At 73.1% G+C, this 19,747-nt stretch carries 14 protein-coding genes; 5 read left to right on the top strand and 9 right to left on the bottom strand.

The genetic code is table 11. From position 1 onward, the window contains the following. Positions 1-4 precede the first annotated feature (4 nt). Positions 5-1,312, top strand: a complete 1,308-nt coding sequence (locus O0S08_RS08575) for an oxidoreductase (protein WP_269038545.1) — start codon at positions 5-7, stop codon at positions 1,310-1,312. Between the two features lie 94 nt (positions 1,313-1,406). Here the strand turns inward: O0S08_RS08575 and O0S08_RS08570 are convergent, their stop codons facing one another. Next, entirely contained in the window at positions 1,407-1,868 is a 462-nt protein-coding gene (locus O0S08_RS08570; RefSeq protein WP_269038544.1) for an MYXO-CTERM sorting domain-containing protein, read from the bottom strand. A gap of 413 nt (positions 1,869-2,281) precedes the next feature. On the opposite strand from O0S08_RS08570, the gene O0S08_RS08565 reads away from it, so the two are divergent. Beyond that, positions 2,282-3,688 carry a hypothetical protein gene (locus tag O0S08_RS08565; RefSeq protein WP_269038543.1) on the top strand — a complete coding sequence of 469 codons (1,407 nt, stop codon included), beginning with the start codon at positions 2,282-2,284 and terminating at the stop codon, positions 3,686-3,688. A gap of 260 nt (positions 3,689-3,948) precedes the next feature. On the opposite strand, the gene O0S08_RS08560 is transcribed toward O0S08_RS08565, so the two are convergent. Further along, the gene (locus tag O0S08_RS08560) at positions 3,949-4,734 is read right to left on the bottom strand and encodes an alpha/beta fold hydrolase (RefSeq protein WP_269038542.1); all 786 of its coding nucleotides are present in this window, start codon (positions 4,732-4,734) and stop codon (positions 3,949-3,951) included. A gap of 19 nt (positions 4,735-4,753) precedes the next feature. Then, positions 4,754-5,692, bottom strand: a complete 939-nt coding sequence (locus O0S08_RS08555) for a bestrophin family protein (protein WP_269038541.1) — start codon at positions 5,690-5,692, stop codon at positions 4,754-4,756. Between the two features lie 81 nt (positions 5,693-5,773). Here O0S08_RS08555 and O0S08_RS08550 point away from each other — a divergent pair, with 81 nt between their 5' ends. Beyond that, positions 5,774-7,756, top strand: coding sequence for a 4-alpha-glucanotransferase (locus O0S08_RS08550; RefSeq protein WP_269038540.1), 1,983 nt, complete (start codon positions 5,774-5,776; stop codon positions 7,754-7,756). A 114-nt stretch (positions 7,757-7,870) separates the two neighbouring features. After that, the gene (locus O0S08_RS08545; protein WP_269038539.1) at positions 7,871-11,608 is read left to right on the top strand and encodes a serine/threonine-protein kinase; all 3,738 of its coding nucleotides are present in this window, start codon (positions 7,871-7,873) and stop codon (positions 11,606-11,608) included. 196 nt (positions 11,609-11,804) lie between these two features. On the opposite strand, the gene O0S08_RS08540 is transcribed toward O0S08_RS08545, so the two are convergent. The 4 genes from O0S08_RS08540 to O0S08_RS08525 form a co-directional block, all read right to left on the bottom strand. Next, positions 11,805-12,914, bottom strand: coding sequence for a hypothetical protein (locus O0S08_RS08540; protein WP_269038538.1), 1,110 nt, complete (start codon positions 12,912-12,914; stop codon positions 11,805-11,807). Positions 12,915-13,074: 160 nt separating this feature from the next. Further along, positions 13,075-13,830, bottom strand: coding sequence for a DUF1295 domain-containing protein (locus tag O0S08_RS08535; RefSeq protein ID WP_269038537.1), 756 nt, complete (start codon positions 13,828-13,830; stop codon positions 13,075-13,077). A gap of 182 nt (positions 13,831-14,012) precedes the next feature. Next, entirely contained in the window at positions 14,013-15,059 is a 1,047-nt protein-coding gene (locus O0S08_RS08530) for an alpha/beta hydrolase (RefSeq protein ID WP_269038536.1), read from the bottom strand. Between the two features lie 316 nt (positions 15,060-15,375). Continuing rightward, a complete protein-coding gene (locus tag O0S08_RS08525) occupies positions 15,376-15,564 on the bottom strand; it encodes a hypothetical protein (protein WP_269038535.1) in 189 nt (62 codons plus the stop codon). A 73-nt stretch (positions 15,565-15,637) separates the two neighbouring features. Between O0S08_RS08525 and O0S08_RS08520 the strand changes: the two genes are divergently transcribed. Then, positions 15,638-16,810 (top strand): hypothetical protein, encoded by a 1,173-nt coding sequence (locus tag O0S08_RS08520; protein WP_269038534.1) that lies wholly within the window; start codon positions 15,638-15,640, stop codon positions 16,808-16,810. A 70-nt stretch (positions 16,811-16,880) separates the two neighbouring features. On the opposite strand, the gene O0S08_RS08515 is transcribed toward O0S08_RS08520, so the two are convergent. Both O0S08_RS08515 and O0S08_RS08510 read right to left on the bottom strand, forming a co-directional pair. Then, positions 16,881-19,202: a helicase-related protein gene (locus tag O0S08_RS08515; RefSeq protein ID WP_269038533.1), complete on the bottom strand. Its 2,322-nt coding sequence runs from the start codon at positions 19,200-19,202 to the stop codon at positions 16,881-16,883. A gap of 43 nt (positions 19,203-19,245) precedes the next feature. Continuing rightward, a complete protein-coding gene (locus O0S08_RS08510; RefSeq protein WP_269038532.1) occupies positions 19,246-19,626 on the bottom strand; it encodes a hypothetical protein in 381 nt (126 codons plus the stop codon). Between the last annotated feature and the right edge of the window lie 121 nt (positions 19,627-19,747).

The following is a 19,747-nucleotide window of genomic DNA, read 5'->3' as shown; positions in this document are numbered from 1 at the left end:
TCTTATGTCCACCGTCCGCCTCACCGACCCCATCGACCTCGGAACACTCCGCCTCAAGAACCGCCTCTACCGCGCGCCCGTGCTCGAAGGTGCCGGCGGCGCCGAGGATCCCGCCGCGGTCTATGCTCGCCACTTCGTGCCGAACGCCGCGGCCGGCGTCGGACTCATCATTCAGGGCAACACGATCGTCTGTCCCGAGGGTCGGACCTCGCCGGGCATGTCGGCGATCGGCGAACGCGAGCGCATGCTCGCCCTCGCCCCGCTGACCCGCGCGGTGCACGAGGTGGGCGGCAAGATCGTCACCCAGCTGGGCCACGGCGGCCTGTTCGCGCTCGAGGCCTGGCACACCAAGTTCGCGCCGGTGCGCAGCTCGCCGCCGTACGCCCCCAGCCCGCTGCCGCTGTGGCTGCGCGCGCTGCACCGCAGCCAGACCCACGTCCTCAGCACCCACGAGGTCCAGCAGCTGATCGCCCGCTTCGGCCTGGTCGCCGCCTGGGCGCGTGAGGCCGGCTACGACGGCGTGCAGCTGGCGGCCAGCAACGCCAAGCTGCTGCACCAATTCCTCAGCCCGATCTTCAACCGCCGCCGCGATCGTTACGGCGGCGACATCCACGGGCGCATGACCTTCGTCCGCGAGATCCGCGAGGCCATCGCCCGCGAGGCCGGGGCCGACTTCCCGGTCCTCCTCAAGTACACCGCCATCGAGCTGACCCCGGTCGGCCGCGGCATCGACCTCGGCGAGGGCGTCGAGATCGCGCGAATGGCCGAGGCCGCCGGCTTCGCCGCGCTCACGCCGGTGGTCGCCGACGCCCTGCCGAACACCTCGATCGCCCGCGGCGAGTTCCCGCGCGCCTCGTTCGACAACCCCGGCCTGCGCCGCCGCCTGCTCGAGGCCACCGGCAGCCGCATGCGCGCCATCCTGGTCCACGTCGGCATGTTCCTGGCCGCGCGCAAGTACCCGTTCTCGCCGGTGTGGAACCGCGACGTCTTCCGCGCGGTCAAGTCGGCCGTCAATATCCCGGTGTTCGCGGTCGGAGGCATCCGCACTCCCGCCGAGGCCGCCGAGATCCTCGCGCGCGGCGAGGCCGACATGATCGGCATCGGCCGCCCCTTCTACGCCGAGCCCGACCTGGCCCGCCGCTTCCTCGCCGCCGCCGGCCCGGCCGACACGGCCGGCACCGCCTGCGAGAGCTGCAACCGCTGCATCGTCCCGCAGATGCTCGGCATGCCCGGCGTCTGCTACAACCCCGGGATCCACAAGCTGCGCCGCCGCGCCAGCGGCCCCAGCCCCGCGGCCAAGAAGGTCGCCTGACCGTTCGGACATCTTCGATTCGTAAGAGACATGCTCGTGAGAGCATGCCCCCGAGGACATGCTCCAACGAGCATGTCCCTTAAAACATCCGGGCTCAGCGCCGGCGCCGGCGGAGCAGCCCGACGAGCCCGAGCAGCCCGAGCGCCGCGCCGGGCGACGCGTCGCTGCGGCAGCCGCAGCCCTCTTCCTTCTTCGGCGAGGTCCCGTCGCTGGTCCCGCCGTCGCTCCCGCTCGAGCTCGCGTCCGTGGCCCCGACGGCGCCCCCGGAGGTGTCGCCCGTCGTGCCCGCGCTGCCGCCCGTCGTCCCCGTGTCCGTGGTCCCGGCGCTGGTCGTCGCGGTCGCGTTGGGGTCGCAGTAGCCGCACTTTTGGCCGGGGTTGCTGGGGCAGTCCATCTCGACGCAGATGCCGTCGCCCAGCTCCGAGAAGCAGGCCGAGCCCAGCTCCTGCTCCTCGCAGGCCATGTACGGGTCGGGGTCGGGCAAGGCGTCGGCGTGGGCCGTGGTGGCGAGGAGACCCAGCGGAGACACGAACAACAAGACAAGAGCTGCGCGCATGGCCGGCAGGATAGCGGATCTGCGGCGCCGCGGTGAAGCAGATCCGCGCGCCTCGCCGGAAACCCTCGCCGCGGCCCCCGGGCTCGCCCTCGATCACCCGCCCGTTCATGACCTGTCCCTTCGGACATCTCACCGCGCCGCCTGTCGCCGCCGGACGTATCGCTCGTCCCCGCCGAACGCTCCGCAGAGCCGCCTCGTCGGCGCTCCAGACCGCACGACAGCCATGTCCGCGCCGACCGTGCTCGACAGGCAAGCGCTACCCGTCCGCCGCACCGGTCGAGTTCAGGGCCCGCTCTTCGAGTACACGCGCACCGCGAGTTTCTGACATCCTGCCAATCGTCGTCGGCTCCTCGTCGCGAATTGTCCGCCTCGGCAGGAATCCACCCGACGCGCTCGCGCGTTGTCCCGCCCGCATGCCGAGGTTTCGTGCCCGTCTCGCCCTCGCCCTGACAGCGCTCGCCCCGGCATGCATCGAGCGACCGCCGGGCGAGCCGGCCGAGGTGCCCGCCGTCACCATCGCGCTCGCCGACAGCGAGGGACACGAGCTGGAATGGCTGAGCGCCAACGCCCGCTTCGTCGTGCTCGCGTACCGACCCGAGCCTCACTCGGAGCTTCGCTACATCCTCCACGACACCGTCGGCGGCGCGCGAGAGGCGATCGACGCCCTCGTCGCGTACGATCGGCGCGATCGCTGGGCCGTCGTCCAGCTCGGCCAGCGGTGGTGGCTCCTCGACGCCGAGACCGGAGAGCGGGTCCAGCTCGCCCGCGACTGGCGCGACGACGAACCCGAGCCCCTCTTCAGCTTCGGCCGCCGCGGCCGCGCGCTCGCGACCATGCGCGTCGGCCCCGACCGCGTCGTCGTCCACGATCTCGCCACCGGCGACGCGCGCGACGTCTACGTCCCGTCGAGCCTGCTCGGCGACGTGATCGCCCTCGCCGAGCCCGGGTGGATCCTCTTCGAGGGCATCGTCGCCGCCGAGGCCCCGCCCCCTCGCCGGCCGCACCGCTGCCCGCTCGAGAGCGACACGAGCTGCCGCGACGACGTCACCTGCCTCGCCGGCACCCACGTCGAGACGATCCACGCGCTCCTCCACCGCGACGGCGCAGCGATCTTCTTCAAAAAAGACGAGGAGCCCGACGTCACGCCGATGCTGCAAGTGCGCGACGGCTGGGCGTGGGAGGCCGTGCACCCGCACGAGCCCGCCGGCGAGCACTGGTTGTCGGCCGACGGCTGCGAGCACGCGCTGCCCCGCGGCTGCGCCGTCGACCCCGACAGCATCGTCTGGCTCGGTCGGTCCACGCTGAACTGCGGCGAGCGCGGCCGCTTCCTGTGGTCCTCGGCCGGCCTCGAGCCGCTCCCCTATTTTCGCGGCTGGTTCGCCGAAGCCATCGCCGACGGCCGCGGAGGCCTGTGGCGCCCCGCCGCGGTCGAGAGCCCCGAGGGCCCGCGAGTCGCCCGCGTCTCGCTCGACGATGGCCGCATGTGGGTCGGCCCCGTCGTGCCCTACGAGGGCACCAACGAGCTGTCCTCCCACGGCTGGTACCTCCACGACTCCGGTCCCGGGGCCCCGCGCGTCCTCGCCTACGATCTCACCAGCGGCCGCACCTGGCAGCTCCCCGGCGCCCAGCTCGACCCCTCCGGCGCGCTCCGGGTCGGCGCCGCCTGGCACGTCCTCGACCTCGACCGCGGCCGCAAGATCGTCGTCGACCACGCCCCCGCCGCCGTCGCCGCCAACGGCTGCGCCCTCATGCCGCCGGGCGAGGCCGCCCGCTGGTCGCTGCGCTGCCCCGAGGACCGCGCGCTCCGCCTCGACGAGTGATCGACACCTCCAGGACATGTCTTGAAGGACATGTCCATGTCCTCCTGCGCTCGCTCGCGTAGCTGCGCCGCTCCGAGGACCCCGCCCGCACATATCGGGGTCGCCTCGGACAGCCGCCCGACTGGCGGCTCGCTCGGTACGCCGCCGGCGTCATGCCGCCCCCGGCAGACAACCAGGCCGAGCGCCAGACCTCAAGGACATGTCCATCAGGTCATGCCCTTTCAAGCATGACCTGATGGACATGTCCAAAACTCGCCCCCTCACCCCACGAGCGCGCGCACGAACCGGGCCGAGGCCGCCAGCGTCTCGTCGGGCCGCTCGCGGTAGGGGCTGTGTCCGCAGCCCGGCAGCAGCAGCGTCTCGACCGGCCCGGCCGCGCCGCGGGCGATCGCCTGCAGCTGCGCGGTCGTCCCGTACGCGTCGTCTTCGCCCTGGATCAGCAGGATCGGCGCGGTCACCCGCGGCAGGTAGCCCTCGAGGTTCCAGCGCCTGAACTCGGGGTCGAGCCAGGCCTCGCACCAGCCGCGGAACGCCGCGTCGACGTTGTCGCCGTGGTGCCGCTGCAGGCGCGCGCGCAGCTCGCCGGCCTCGAACTCGCGCTTCGCCGCGGCGATGCTGCGCACCGACACCTCTTCACAAAACACGTGCGGCGCCATCAGCACCAGCCCGGCGACGCGTCCGCGCGGGTCGGTCGCCGCGTGGACCAGCGCGATCGACCCGCCGTCGCTGTGCCCGACGAGGATCGCCGAGCGCACCGCCATCGCGTCGAGCAGCGGCCCGACCACGTCCTCGCCCTCGCGCTGCATGTAGTCGAGCGGCCGCGGCAGCGCGATCGTCTGCGAGCGGCCGTAGCCGGCGCGGCTGTAGACCAGCGCCCCGCAGCCGGTCGCCGCGGCCAGGCGGTCGGGGAAGTCGCGCCACAGGCTCACGCAGCCGAGCCCCTCGTGCAACAGCACCAGCGTCGGCGCCGCCTGCGGCCCCGGCCCGACCCACCGGACCTCGAGCCGCTGCCCGGCGGCCGTCACAAAACCGGTCTCTTGCGACATGTCGTTCAAACCATGTCCCTCAGAGCAGCTGACCGTGGTGCGGCTGCGCCGACTCGGGCAGCTCGGCCTCGCCGAGGCGCTGGCGCAGGTCGATCTCGATCGTGCGGCACAGCGCCGACAGCGGCAAGTCGTTGGGGTCGCTGCCGAACGGCTCCTGGATCTCCTCGCCGAGCGCGTCGAGCCCGTAGAACGCGTACGACATCATCAGCACCACCACCGGCGTCAGCAGGCCCAGCGGCAGCAGCACCCCGAACGGCAGCGCGTAGCAGTAGGCGCCGACGATGTGGCGCAGCAGCACCTGGTAGGCGAACGGGATCGGCGTGTTGGCGATCCGCTCGCAGCCGCCCTGGATGTCGGTCAGCGAGGTCAGCGATTGATGCAGCAGGCTCAGGTGCATCGGATGGACGAGCTCGGCGCGGTAGGCCTCGTCGAGCAGCTCGGCCAGGCGCTGGACCAGCGCGTTGGGCCGGTTGCGCTCGCGCTTCAATTGCTCGAGCTCGCCGGCGGTCACGAACGGACCGAGGTCGGCGACCATCGCCTCCTCGCCGCGCAAGCGCATGCGAAGCGCGTGCGGGAACGCCATCACCAGGTGGATGAGGCGCCGCCGCCGCTCGATCACCGCCGCGTCGCCGGGCCCCGCGCCGACCAGGGTCTGGATCTGCCGGGCCAGGGTGCGGCTGGTGTTGACCAGCTGGCCCCACAGCCGCCGGCCCTCCCAGTAGCGGTCGTAGGCGGTGTTGATGCGGAAGCCGAGGAAGATGCTGAGGACGAAGCCGATCAGGGTAAACGGCAGCGGCGTGACGTCGCGGCCGTCGAGCCAGCCGTACTCCATGTGGCCCAGCGTCATCACCAGCGCGAACGTCAGGTTGACCGCCAGCCGCCGCCAGATCCGCGACAGCGTCGTCCCGCGCGCCGCGAACATGAAGTACAGCCAGGACTCCCTGTTCGTGACGATCATCCGCGGGGAAGGTAGCCGTTCGGCCGTCGGCCGGTCCACGCCGCGTGACGCGCGGCCGCGCCCTCGCTACCCTTCCGCGGCATGCCGGCCCACGACCGCCCCGTCGCCCGCGAAGATCTCGCGGCCGCCCTCGACATCCTCGGCAAGCGGCACCTCGTGCTGTCGATCCACGACGTCTCTTTCCCGGGTAGCGACGACGAGGACCTCGGCCGCGGCTCGCCATACAGCGGCGGCGGCCGGGCCTTCCTCGCGTTCGTGCGCCGGCTCGGGTTCACCGGCGTGCAGCTCGGCCCGCAGGGCCAGACCTCGCGCTACAACCCCTCGCCGTACGACGGCGCCCTGTTCGCCCGCGACATCCTCTCGCTCGCCCTGCGCCCGCTCGCCGACGACCCCGCCTACGGCAACGTCCTCCCGCGCGCCGACCTCGACGACCTCCTGCGCGGCCGACCCCCGCGCCCGCGCCAGGGCGTCACCGAGCGGGCCGACTACGCCGCCGCGTGGCCGCGCCAGCTCGCCGCCCTCGCCAGCTCCTGGCACGCCTTCACCCGCCGCCGCGCCGCCGCCGACCCCGCGGTCGCCGACCTGGCCGAGGCCTTCGACGGCTTCGCGCGCGAGCACGCCGGCTGGCTGGCGCCGGCCGGCCTGTACGAGGTCCTGTCGACCGCCTACCGGACCGGAGGGACATGGTCCGGAGCACATGGCCTTCGGGTCAGCTTCGACGGCTCGCACTGGAGGACATGGCCGAGAGACCAGGAACTTTGGGTCAGCAAGTCCCAGGCCGCGGCGGCGCGGCGCGCCGGTCTGCAGCGGACCTACGCGCGCGAGCTCGAGTTCCTGGCGTTCTGCCAGCTGCTGCTGGCCCGCCAGCACGCCGCCCTGCGCGCCGAGCTGGCCGCGCGGCCGGGCCTGCCGGCCCTGCGGCTGTTCGGCGATCTCCAGGTGGGGATCTCCGTCGGCGACACCTGGGCCCTGCACGACCTGTTCCTGCCCGGCTACGCGATGGGCGCGCCGCCGAGCCGCACCAACCCGGACGGCCAGCCGTGGGGCTACCCGGTGCTCGACCCGCGGCTCTACCACGGCGGGCCCGGCGACCTCGGCCCGGCCCTGCGCCTGGTGGCCGCCCGCACCGACGCGATGCTGCGCGACTACGACGGCCTGCGCGTCGACCACCCCCACGGCCTGGTGTGCCCGTGGGTCTACCGCACGGACGAGCCCGACGCCTACCGCGCCGTCCAGGGCGGGGCGCGCCTGTTCGAATCGCCATGTCTCTCGGACCATCCGCGCCTGGCGGCCTACGCGATCGCGCGCGCCGACCAGCTCGACCTCGCCCTGCCGCGCCACGCCGACGGTTGGGTCCGCGCGCTCGACGACGCGCAGGTCGTCCGCTACGGCGCCCAGCTCGACGTCGTCCTCGCGGCCGCGCGCGCGCACGGCCGCGCAATGGAGGACGTGCTGTGCGAAGTCCTCAGCACGCAGCCTTACCCGCTGCAGCGGGTGCTGGAGGGCCACGGCCTGGGGCGCTTCCGGGTCACTCAGAAGGCCGACCTGACCAATCCGAACGATGTTTACCGCAGCGAGAACGCCCGCCCCGAGGACTGGGTGATGCTCGGCAACCACGACACCCCGCCGATCTGGCGGCTGGCGGCCTCGTGGCACAAGACCCCGCTCGCAGCCGCGCAGACGGCGTATTTGTGCGGACGTCTGGGGTCGCGCAGCGACGATGACCCGCTGCGCGCGCGCATGCTCGCGGACCCCGCCGCCCTCGTGCACGCGAAATTCGCCGATCTGCTGGTGTGCCCCGCGCGCCAGGTGGCCGTGTTCATGAGCGACCTGTTCGGCGCCCACGACATCTACAACGCCCCGGGCGTGGTCGATCCGGCCAACTGGACCCTGCGCCTGCGGCCCGGCTGCGAGGCGGCCTACTGGCCGGCCGCGGCCCGCGGCGCGGCGCTCGACCTCGGGTGGGCCCTGGCGATCGCCCTGCGGTCGCGCGGCCCCGATGGCGCGACCGAGCACGCCGAACTGATCGCCAGGCTCGAGCGCGGCCTCGGGCGGCCGTGCTAGCCTGCAAGCGGCTCCCCCGCCATGAAGCTCCCCGTGCAGGTGCAAGCGCCGCCTGAGCAGCCGCGCACCGAAGTCGGTCTGCCACGCGCGGCCGGCGATCGTCTTCGCGAGACCATGGCGGTAGCGATCCAATTCGCCAACACGGCGATCCTGCCTGACCTCGCGCTCTCACCGACGATGAGCACCCCTCCCGAGGAGGGCGTCATGGAGCGAACCGGTCCGCAGCCGCCGCCGGCGACCGCACTGGCCGGCCAGGTCGGCCCGTACCGGATCTTGCGCCCGCTCGGCGCCGGCGGCATGGGCGCCGTATACGAGGCGACCGACACGCGCACGGGCCAGCGCGTCGCCGTGAAGTCGCTGCTGCGCATGGGCCCGTCGGAGCTGCACCGCTTCAAGTACGAGTTCCGCAGCATGGCCGAGGTCGGTCACCCGAACCTCGTCACGCTCTACGAGCTGCACTCGCAAGGCGACCTGTGGCTCATCACGATGGAGTATGTCGGCGGCGTCGACCTGTGCACGGCCCTCCGCGCCCTCGTGCGCGCGCCCGACAGCGACCGCCGCCTGCGCGCCCTGATCCGCCAGCTCGTCCTCGGCGTCACCGCGCTGCACGAGCAAGGCCTCCTCCACCGCGACCTCAAGCCGTCGAACGTGCTCGTCACCTCGGGCGGCCGCGTCGTCATCCTCGACTTCGGCCTGGTCGCCGCGATCGCCCGCAGCAACCCCAACGAGACGCCCGCGGGCACGCCGCTGTACATGTCCCCGGAGCAGTGCGCCGGCCAGCTCGCGACGCCCGCGAGCGACTGGTACGCCCTCGGCGTGATGCTCTACGAGGCGCTCACCGGCAAGCTGCCGTTCACCGGCGGCTACGCCCAGATCTTCCTCGCCAAGCAGTGCGAGGAGCCGGCCCCGCCGCGCGGCCCGGGCCTGCCGGACGACCTCGCGGCGCTGATCGGCGAGCTGCTCCGCCGCGACCCGGAGAAGCGCGCCTCGGGGGCCAAGCTGCTGGCGTGGTGCGGCGGCGCGGCGCTGTCCCCCGCGCCGGCGATGTCGAGCAGCTCGATCCTCTTCGGTCGCAAGGCCGAGCTCGACGCGCTCGACGAGGGCCTGGCCGCCGCCGCCCGCGGCCGCACCGCCTGCGTCTACCTCCGCGGTCAACCGGGCGTCGGCAAGACCGGCCTGGTCCACGGCTTCCTCGGCGCCCTCCAGCCGCGCGGCGACGTCGTCGCCCTGACCGCCCGCTGCTACCAGCACGAGACCGTCCCCTTCAAGGCCTTCGACAGCCTCGTCGACGCCCTCGCCGATCACCTCGGCGCGCTCGAGCCGTTCGAGCTCACGCCGCTGCTCGGCACCCACACCGGCGAGCTCGCGCGCGTGTTCCCGGTGCTGCAGCGCGTGTCGGCGGTGCGCGAGCTGGCCCAGAGCGCCCGCGCCGGCGTGTCCGACCAGGAGTCGCGGCGCAAGGCCTTCGCCGCGCTCAAGCGCCTGCTGGCGGCCCTGGCCGCGCGCCGCCGCCTGGTCCTGTTCCTCGACGACTTCCACTGGAGCGACGCCGACAGCGTGCGCCTGCTGTCCGAGCTGCTGGCCCCGCCCGACGCCCCGGCGCTGCTGCTGATCGTCGCCTACCACACCGAGTGGCCCGGCTCGCCGCTGGTCCGCCACGAGTTCGAGCGCCTGCAGCTGCGCGTGCTGCCCGAGCTCCACGTCGCCCGCCTCGACGTCGGCCGCCTCGACGAGCGCGACTCGCACGCGGCCGCCCGCGCCCTGCTGGTCGCCGCTGGCCTGCCGCCCGAGCCCTGGGCCGCGGCGATCGCCGACGAGGCCCACGGCGACTCCTACGTGCTCGAGGCGCTGGTCCACGAGCTCACCCACGCCGACCTCGCCACCCTCGCCCCCGAGAAGCTGTCCTTCGAGACATGTCTCCAGGGGCGGGTCGACAACCTCGCCTCCGGCGACCGCGCCGCGCTCGAGCTGGTGGCCGCCGCCGGCGCGCCGCTGCCGACCGGCCTGCTCGCGCGGGCGCTCGGCGACCCGTCCGACATCCACGCCCGCCTGGCCCGCCTGCACGCGGCCCGCCTGGTCCAGCTCGGCCGCCGCAACCACGCGCCCAGCGTCGAGCCGCTGCACGACCGCGGCCGCGCCCTGGTCGTCCGCGGCCTCTCGCCCGACCGCGCGCGCCAGCTGCACCGCCTGCTCGCCGACACCGCGCTGCAGCTCGGCCGCCCCGACCCCGAGTTCATGGCCCGCCACCTGTTCGCCGCCGGCGACCGCGAGCGGGCCGCGACCTACGCCGAGCGCGCCGGCAAGGCCGCCGCCGAGGCCCTCGCCTTCGCCCGCGCCGCCGAGCTGCACGAGCTCGCCCTGCGCTGCACCCCCGAGTCGTGGCCGCGCATGGTAGCCTGCGCCCGCGCCAAGGTCGACGTCGGCCTCGGCCTCGAGGCCGCGCCGATCTTCCTCCGCGCCGCCGAGAAGGCGCCCGTCAACCAGCGCGCCGAGCTGCGCGTCCGCGCCTGCGAGCAGTACTTCGCCGTCGGCGAGACGGCCCGCGGCGAGGATGTCCTCAAGGACCTGCTCCAGGGGACAGGCTTCGAAGACCCCGGCAGCGGCCAGGCGCTGGCGCACGCGTTCCAGAACGAGGTCGGCGCGCTGCTCCGCGGGACCGTGCCCGACATGTCCGTGGGGACAGGCTCCGAGCGGGCCGCGCTGTCGGACGCGCTGTGGGCCGCCGCCAAGGGCCTGTTCATCCACAGCCCGGTGCGCTCGGCCTACTTCGCCGCCCGCAGCGCGGCGATCGCCCGCGCCATCGGCGACGAGGCCCGCCACGTCCGCGGCATGGTCATCGTCCGCGCGGTGTGGTCGGTCGCCGGTGACGCCGCCACCCTGGCCCGCCTGCGCGCCGTCATCGACGACTACCTCGGCCGCCGCGACGACCCCTACATCGTCGGCCTCTCGGTCCTGTTCGACGGCATCTCCGCCGTCAGCCGCGGCCGCTGGCCCGAGGCCATGCGCGACCTCGAGTTCGGCATCACCCACCTGCGCCAGCGCTGCAGCAACATCGCCTGGGAGTGCAACTTCGGCGCGGTCATGCTCATGAGCGTGCTCGAGTCGCGCGGCGAGCTGCGGGCGATCGCCCTGCGCAGCGCAGTCATGAGCGAGCAGGCCCAGCAGACCGGCGACTCCATCGTCGAGTTCGTCGCCGCCTACTACAGCGCCCTCGTCCTCCTCGCCGCCGACGCCCCGTCCGACGCCCGCGAGGTGGTCGCCCGCGCCGTCCGCCTCGGCAACGTCGCCGCCGGCTCGGCCGCCGGCCTGCGCGCCTCGATGATCGAGGCCCACTGCGCCCAGTACGCCGGCGAGGTCGCGGTCGCCTGGGCCGAGGTCGAGCGCGTCGGCGCGACCCTGGGGGCCGGCGGCGCGGCGTTCACCAAGAACCAGCGCGCCAACTTCATCAGTCTCCACGGACAGGTCGCATTGGCCATGGCCGAAAGGTCAGGTGTGGACGTCGCCCGCGAGCCCTACCTGCTCGCCGCCGCCGCCGACGCCGACGCCCTGCGCCAGATCGGCAACGCCGGCGCCCTCGCCTCCGCCGCCCTCCTCGACGCCGCCTCGCTGGCCCTGCGCGACGCCCCGGCCGACGCCGTCGTCCCGGCCCTGAGCGCCGCCGCCGACGCCTTCGACGCCGCCGACATGCCCCTCGCCGCCTCCGCCGCCCGCCTCCGCCTCGGCACCTGGATCGGCGGCTCCGAGGGCGAGCAGATGATCGCCCGCAGCGAGGCCTTCATGCGCCTGCAAGCGATCGCCTGCCCCGCCCGCTGGGTCATCACCAGCACCCCCGGCCTGTCCCCGCCCGTGTGAGCGGCCTGGGAGAACCTGCCCTTCGAGACAGTTCGATCGCGGTTTGTCGCTTGGCGGTCGGGCCCCGAGCAAGGCGCACGGCCCGAACCTCCGCGCGCCACTGAATTCCCCAAAGAACATGTCTAAATCGACATGTCTTGAGTGACATGTTTGATCCTCGATCCGGCTGCTCCGCTCGAGCCGATCGGCCCGCGTCTCAGGGCAGCGGACCGACGCGCTCGAGCCGGACCGACGCCGAGCCGCGCGCCTGGGGACCCTGCGGGAACCCGATCGACAGCACGTACCGGCCGGCCTGCAACACCCCCTCGCCCGTTCGACCGCCGAGCGACGCCACCCCGCTGCCGAGCATGTCGAACGAACACCCGACCAACAGTCCGCGGAGCGGCGCCGGCCCGTCGGCGACGCCGCCGACCGTCAGCGCGTACGTCCCCGCCTCCGCCACCTCGACCGCGTAGAGGCCGACGAAGCCCTGCTCGCCGCGGACGAAGCCCGTGCCGTAGAAGAACGGGTCGCCGCATTCGCCCTCGATCGCGGCGTCGACGACCCCCTCGTCCGTCCACTCCAGCACGCGCGTCTCCCCCTCCCCGCAGCCCCTGAACAGGTCCTGCCCGTACACCACCTCGCCGCTCATCTCCGCCAGCGCGTCGGCCAGCGGCTGGCCGAACTCGGCCTCGAACTCGGCCGCGAACCGCGTCAAATCGGCGTCCGCCGGCACCCTCTCGCGCAGCGCCCGGTACTTCGCGGCGCCGTGGCGCGCGAAGATCGAGCCGACGAAGTGCAGCGCGACCCTGTAGTCGCCGTCGTCGCTCACCGAGAACGCGGCGGCGAACGCCGCGGGGAAATCGGCCGGCAGCACCGCGCTCGATTGGAGCGACCCGAGGTACTCCGCCGTCCCTTCCACCAGCAACCGATGGCCCTGCCCGAGCGCCTGCGCCTCGACCGCGTGCACGAGCTCGTGGTGGTACGACGCCCGCCGCGACACGACCATCGAGAGGTCGTCGTCGTGCAGCTTGTAGCAGTCGGTGCCCGACGAGCAGGCCCACGCCTCGGACCCGTCCTGCACCGGGTCCCACACGTAATGGACAGGTTTCGTCGGCGGGACGACGCCGAGCAGCTCCGCGGTCCGCTCGATGAAGCGATCTTCGCGCTCCAGCATGTCATCCATGCACAGCACCGACGCGTCGGCGTCCGTGTGATACTCGATGTACTTGCTGCTGGCGACCGTCGGCGGCATGTCCGGGCCGGCGTGACAACCACCGAGCATCAGCGACGCCGCGGCCAGGCGAACCCGCGCTCCAGCGTTCATGGCTCGACTGTGTCATGAGACCCGCCGCGAGTCCAAGCCCCCCGCGCGGGAATATCCCCGCCGCCCCTCGAGCCTCCTCCGGCGAGACGCCCCCCGACATGCCCTCGGAGACATGCCTTTAAAGGCATGTCTCATGCGACATGTCCCTCGCGTCACCCGCTCACAGCACGAACGGGATCACCGCCTTGCGCCCCGCCGGGTACTCGGGGAACTTCTGCTTGTACCACTGGTGGTGCGTCAGCGCCCGCGGCACCAGGTTGGCCGCCGTGAACACCGCGAACGACAGGCCCGCGACCGACCAGGTGGCGATCGCCCAGCCGGTCCACTCGAGCAGCTCGCCGAAGTAGTTCGGGCACGAGATCAGCTCGTAGAGCCCGCCGCGGGGGATCTTGTAGCCGGTCTCGCCGGGCTTGCGCAGCGCCGCCAGGACCGCGTCGGCGCGGCGGTTGATCTTGTAGCCGAGCACGAACAGCCCCACGCCGATCCACAGCCGCGGGTCGAGCAGCCAGGACAGCTCGTAGCGGCCGAACTCACCGATCCAGCGCGCGTTCACGTACGCGTTGACCAGGTTGAACGCGAAGCCCATGGCCACCACGCTGACCGGGGTGTGGCCGCCCGGACGGATCTTCAGCGGGAAGATGAACGCCCGCTGCACGTAGTGCGACTGCCACAGCACCAGCAGCAGCAGCGGCACCAGGCCCCACGCGTGCGTCCCGGCGAAGAACACCGCCAGGAACCACAGCACCGACGGCGACTCCATCACCATCCACGCCAGCCGCGTGTCCATCTGCGGCCCCCAGCCGCCGCGCGCGTGGCGGCCGTACGGCGCCGAGATGAACAGCAGCGCCGGCACCGTCAGCGCGGCGACGAGGAACACTCCCTGGACCAGCAGCGTGTGGAACTCGAGCTCGGACATCTCGGCGAGTAGACCACACCGCGCCTCGTCGGCGCCGCACCCGCGACGTGCGCTATGGGACGTGCCCCGGCCGGTCGCGGGAGATCGCCCGCCACTGACGGGTGATCACTGTGCGGGGCCGTCCTCTCATGCCGCCCCGAACCTGTCCTTCATCACCTGTCCCGAAGGACATCTCCGCGCCCTCACGCCAGCGCCTGCCGCAGCGCCCCGGCCATCTCGCTCAACGCCGGCCGCGCGTTCGACAGCCCCCCGGACGCGCTGATGTGCCCGTGGAACATGCCGCGGTGGCACGTGTACGCGACCGGCACCCCGGCCGCCTCGAGCTTGCGCGCGTAGTCCTCGCCCTCGTCGCGCAGCGGGTCGAACCCCGCAGTGAACACCGCCGCCGCCGGTGCCCCCGAGACGTCCGCGAACCACGGCGACGCCCGCGGGTCGCGCCCGTCCTCGGGGCCGCGCAGGTAGTGGCCCATGAACCACTCCATCGTCGCCTTCTCGAGGAAGAACCCCTTGCCGAGGCTGGTGATCGACGGGAACGACATCGTCAGGTCGACCGCCGGATAGATGAGCAGCTGGAACACCGGCCGCACCGCGTCACCGCGGGTCTCGAGCGACACCACCGCCGACAGGTTGCCGCCCGCGCTGTCGCCCGCGACCGCGATCCTGCGGGCGTCGATCCCGAGCGCGCCCGCGTGGGCGACCACGTGGCGAAACGCCGCCAGGGCGTCGTCGGGGGCCGCCGGGAACCTGTGCTCGGGTGCGAGACGATAGTCCACTGCGATCACCACGCAGCGCGCCTCGTGGGCCAGGATCCGGCACACCGGATCGTGCGAGTCGAGGCCGCCGACCACGAACCCGCCGCCGTGGAAGTACACGGTCGCCGGCGCCTGCGCGGCCAACTCCTTCGGCCGGTAGATCCGCACGGGGATTTCTCCACCTGGCCCCGGGAACCTGTCGCTACGGACAGATTGCAACACCGGGCCCAGCGGCGCCAGCAGCCTGGTGTTGACCTCCATCTCGCGCCGCGCCCGCTCGACCGACAGCTGGTGGAAGTGCGGCCGCCGCATCCGCCGCTGCATCGCCAGCATGTGCTGCACCTGCGGGTCGAGCGTGTAGCCGTCGCGCTCCACCGGCCGCCCGCCGGCGAGCGTCACCTGCAGCGAGTCGGGCAGCGACAGCAACAGCCGGGCGGCGAAGGCCTGGAACTGGTGAGACAGGGACAGCGGCTGCATCGCCGCGACCATAGCCGATCGACGGCCCGCCGAACAGCGCGCCCTGGCCCAGCCGCTGGCCCCCGGGGCACCTTCGCGCCCGGCTCCGGATCTGTCTCTTCCAACATGTCCTTCGGAGCAGCGATGACCACCGTCGCGCCGAGCCGGACCCCCCCGGCGCGATCGGACCTGTCCCGGCGACCAGGCCGTCGGCCGGGCAGACGAAGCCCTCGCCGGTACCACGGCCGAGCCCGCTCGACCCGCGTCAAGCGATCGACGTGACGCGAACCGATCGTGTCATCCGGCGATGATTGCGGCGCCGCGGCCTCAGGTCGGCCTACGGCGACCCCGCCTTCCCTGATTCGCCCGCGAGGAGCTCCTCGAGCACTTGCATGGCCCCGCCGATCCGTAACAGCGTATCCCGCACTTCCATCTGTTTGGCCTCGAGCTCGCGCAGCAGCTTCTGCCCGCCGTCGAATTCGCGCCGTAGGTCGGCGAGCCGCGCCTCGATCGTGCTCCGCTCCATGCCCCTCGTATATCATGTCATGGGGGACTGTCCGCTTGCGTCCGTCGGCGGCCGCGATGCATCGTCGCGCGGTATGCACCGGCCCCCAACCTTGCCTGCGCTCGCCCTGCTCCTCGTCGCGGCCTGCGGCGAAAGCGACGGGCGTGACACCACCACCGCCGCTCAGCCGACCACTCAGCCGACGGGAGTCTCGACCGCGCCCGCCACCGACGTGACCGCCACCGGCGACACCGCCACCGGCGACACCGCGTCGACCACCACCGGCACCTCCGGCACCGGCACCTCCGCGCCGACCTCGAGCGAGCCGGCCACCACGAGCGAGCCGACCGCGACCAGCGGGCCCGGTGCGAAGTTCGACATCGGCAACCAGGACCTCGGCGACACGGGCACCACCGGCGCGGCCAAGGGCTGCAACAAGGTCGACTTCCTGTTCGTGATCGACAACTCGACGAGCATGGAGGACAACCAGGACGCCCTCATCGACAGCTTCCCCGGCTTCATCGACGCCATCAAGAACACCCTCGTCGACGTCGACGACTACCACATCATGGTCGTCGACACCGACGCCGACGGCCGCTGCGCCCAGCCGTGCGACCCCGGCGACCCCGACTACGTCAAGTTCTGCTACGAGGAGAACTACCACGCCTGCACCACCATGCTCGACGAATGCGACACGATCCGCGGCGCAGGCGTGCTCCACCCGGTCGGCACCTTCGCCACCAACGCCAAGTGCCCGGTCGCCGGCGGCCACCGCTACATGCTGCCCGACCAGCCCGATCTCCCCAACACCTTCGCCTGCGTCGCCAAGGTCGGCACCGCCGGCAGCCCCTCGGAGCGGCCGATGAACGCGATCGAGGAGGCCGTCAGCGAGGCGCTCAACGTCCCCAACGGCTGCAACGGCGGCTTCCTCCGCGACGACGCCATCCTCGTCATCACCTTCATCAGCGACGACCCCAACAGCCCCGACCAGGGCGAGCCCCCCGACTGGAAGGCCTCCATCGTCGCCGCCAAGAACGGCGACGAGAACGCAGTCGTCGTCCTCGGCCTCATCCCTCACCCCGAGCTCGGCTGCACCACCGGCAACGACCCAATGTCGATCCAGGGCGCCCACTGGGAGGAGTTCATCCAGATGTGGGGCCCGCACGGGATCTCCGGCTCCGTCTGCGAGGCCGACTACGCCCCGTTCTTCCTCCAGGCCATCGGCGCCATCGACCAGACCTGCGACGAGTTCGACCCGCCCGGCTGACCTTTCGAACCTGTCCTCAAGGACCTTCCCGTTCGGACCTGTCCCTCCGGACCTTCCCCGAGGGACCTGTTCACCCCGCCCGGCGTACCCGCGGCCGTCGCCGCCCCCCGCGGCGCTCGGGCCGGCGCGGCGCCAGCAGCCAGCGCCCCTCGGCCACTTCATCAAGACCCATCGCCGAGGCGATCGCCGGCAGCTCGTCCGCCGGGCAGCCGATCCACGCCGCCAGCTCCTCGGGCAGCGCCGCCGGCCCCGCCCGCGTCGCCGCCATGACTCTATTAAAAACTCGCTCGGCCACGTCGGCGCGGATCGCCCGCGGCCCGAACGGCGGGAAGCCGATCGCGTGGTACGGCGCCGCCTCGGCCTCCTCGGCCAGCGCGACCGACCGCGCCTCGCCCGGGGGCGTCACCCGCGTGCCCGAACGCGCGGCCCACAGCGCGGCCCGCCGCTCGACCGACCACGTCGTCAGCAGCTCGGGCGAGAACACCACCAGCTCGCCGATCTTGACCCCCAGCCGCCCGAGCAGCCGGCGGTCGTCACCCGTCAGAGCGCGCACCTGCGGCTCGGCGCGGGCCCGCAGCACCGACCCGAGCCCCTGCTCGAGCTGGTAGAGCAGGCCGCGCGCCGCCGGGCTCGGCGCCGGCCCCTCGGGCAGCGCCCGCAGCGGCGCCAGCAGCTCGGCGACCATGTCGCGTGTCCACGCGACCATGCGCCTTCGGACCTGCGCGATCGAACCTGCCCCCATGGACATGTCCGCGAGGACCTGCACCTCCGGCCGCAGCAGATCGGGCCCGCGGGTCATCTGCGCCGCCGGGCGGCCGGCCAGCGAGACCCGCCCGCGCGCGTCGACCGAGAACGCCCCGTGCGGCGCCGCCACGATCGCCTCGGCCGCGCTCGGGGCCGGCGCCTCGCCGGCGTCGGGCAGCTGCAGCGCGCGCAGGCGCCCGAACGGGCTGTCCTTCGGGCCAGGTTTATTCCGGGCCCGCGCGGTCGCCCGCGGGTCGACGAACGCCTGCGTCAGCCGGTCGTGCAGCGCGTCGGACAGGCGGTCCTCGATCGCCCGCGTCCACTCCTGCCAGCGCGCCGGCGCCTCGATCCACCCCAGCCGGTGGCTGATGTACGTCCACGTCCGCACCGCCGCGATCCGGCTCATCAGCGCCTCGATGTCGCCCTCGGTGTCGTCGAGCCGACGCACGCGCCGCTCGATCCACCCCGGGTCGAGGCGGCCGCTCTTCGCCAGCTGCAGGTAGACGGCCGCGAGCAGCCGCGCGTGCGAGCCCTCGAGCAGCTTGCGAAAGTCGGGGATCCTGCACACCTCCCACAGCAGCTCGACGGCCCCGGGCTGCTGCGCGAGGGCCCGCACCTCGGACATGCCCGCCAGCTCGGCGAGCACCTCCTCGTCGTCGCTGCGCTCGAGCAGCTGCAGCCCCGGCCGCGGCGGCCGCTGCCGCAGCGAGCGCGCCAGCCCCTCGATGCTCGCGAAGTCGAGGTCATGGTTGCGCCACACCAGCCGCTCCACCGGCGGGAATTGGTGGCGCTCGATCGCCAGCACCAGCCCCTGCGGCAGCGGCCCCAGCGTCGCCAGCGGCCCGAACGTCCCGTCCTTGGTGTAACGCCCGGCCCGCCCGGCGATCTGCGCCAGCTCGGCCGCCTCGAGCGGTCGGCTCGTCCGTCCGTCGAACTTGCCCAGGGCAGCGAACGCGACGTGGTCGACGTCCATGTTGAGCCCCATCCCGATCGCGTCGGTGGCGACGATGTAGTCGACCTCGCCCGCCTGGTACATCGCCACCTGGGCGTTGCGCGTCCGCGGCGACAACGCCCCCAGCACCACCGCCGCCCCGCCGCGACGCCGCCGCAGCTGCTCCGCCAGCGCGTACACCTGGTCGGCCGAGAACGCCACCACCGCCGAGCGCGGCGGCAGCTGCGTCAGCTCGAGCGGCGCCACCCCGCGCAGCCGCGAGAACCGCGGGTGCCGCTCGATCCGCGCCGTCGGCACCAGCGCCTCGACCGCCCCCGTCATCGTATCTGACCCGAGGAACATGGTCTCGGAGACACCTCGCGCCCGCAGCAGCCTGTCCGTGAAGACATGTCCGCGCTCGCGGTGGCCCGCCAGCTGGATCTCGTCGACCGCCAGGAACTCGACGTCCTTGCCCTCCGGCATCGACTCGACCGTGCACACCCAGTAGCGCGGCCGCGCCGGCACCCGCTTCTCCTCGCCGGTCACCAGGGCCACCGCCGCCTCGCCGACCTCCGCCGTCACGCGGTCGTAGACCTCGCGCGCCAGCAGCCGCAGCGGCAGGCCGATGATGCCGGTGCGGTGGCTCAGCAGCTGGGTGACCGCGCGGTGCGTCTTGCCGGTATTGGTCGGCCCGAGCAGCGCCGTGATCGTCGACATGGCGTCGTGGTCCTCTCCGGGGGCGGCGGCCCCGCGTGTGAGGTCAGCGGCTGGAGCTGTGGAAGGCCCGCAGGCTGACCCCGAAGCCGAGGTGGAGCTGCGTCCCCGGCACGCGGAACGTCAGCTTGGGCCGGACGACGCCGACCCCGGCGCCCAGCGCCGGCAGCGATTCGACCACCAGCGCGAAATCTCGAAACTTGCGCCGCGTCGGCCGCAGCTCGAGCATCCAGGTCGGCCTCGCCTCGCTGTACAGCCCCTTGTAAGGATGCGTCGGGTCGACCACCGCCTGCCAGCGCAGGAACTTCTCGTGCTTGAGCGTGAACTTCCCCGCGAGGCTCCACTCGCGCGGCGGCGCGGCCGTCGGCAGCGACGGCCACGGCGGCGCCTGCACCAGCCACAGCGCGAGCATCGCGGACGGGATCATCCAGGCACGATACGCCGCGCCCGCCGCCGCGGCAACTCGCGCCCCTCCGCCCGCCCGGCCGCCGCCCCGATCGCCGCCGCGAGCCCGCAGACGCCGTTCGCGGCGGGATCGCCGCACCACG

The organism is Nannocystis punicea, from assembly GCF_026965555.1.
Lineage (GTDB): Bacteria > Myxococcota_A > Polyangia > Nannocystales > Nannocystaceae > Nannocystis > Nannocystis punicea.
The sequence above is the reverse complement of the archived record's forward strand: the minus strand, read 5'-3'. Positions and strand labels throughout refer to the sequence as shown.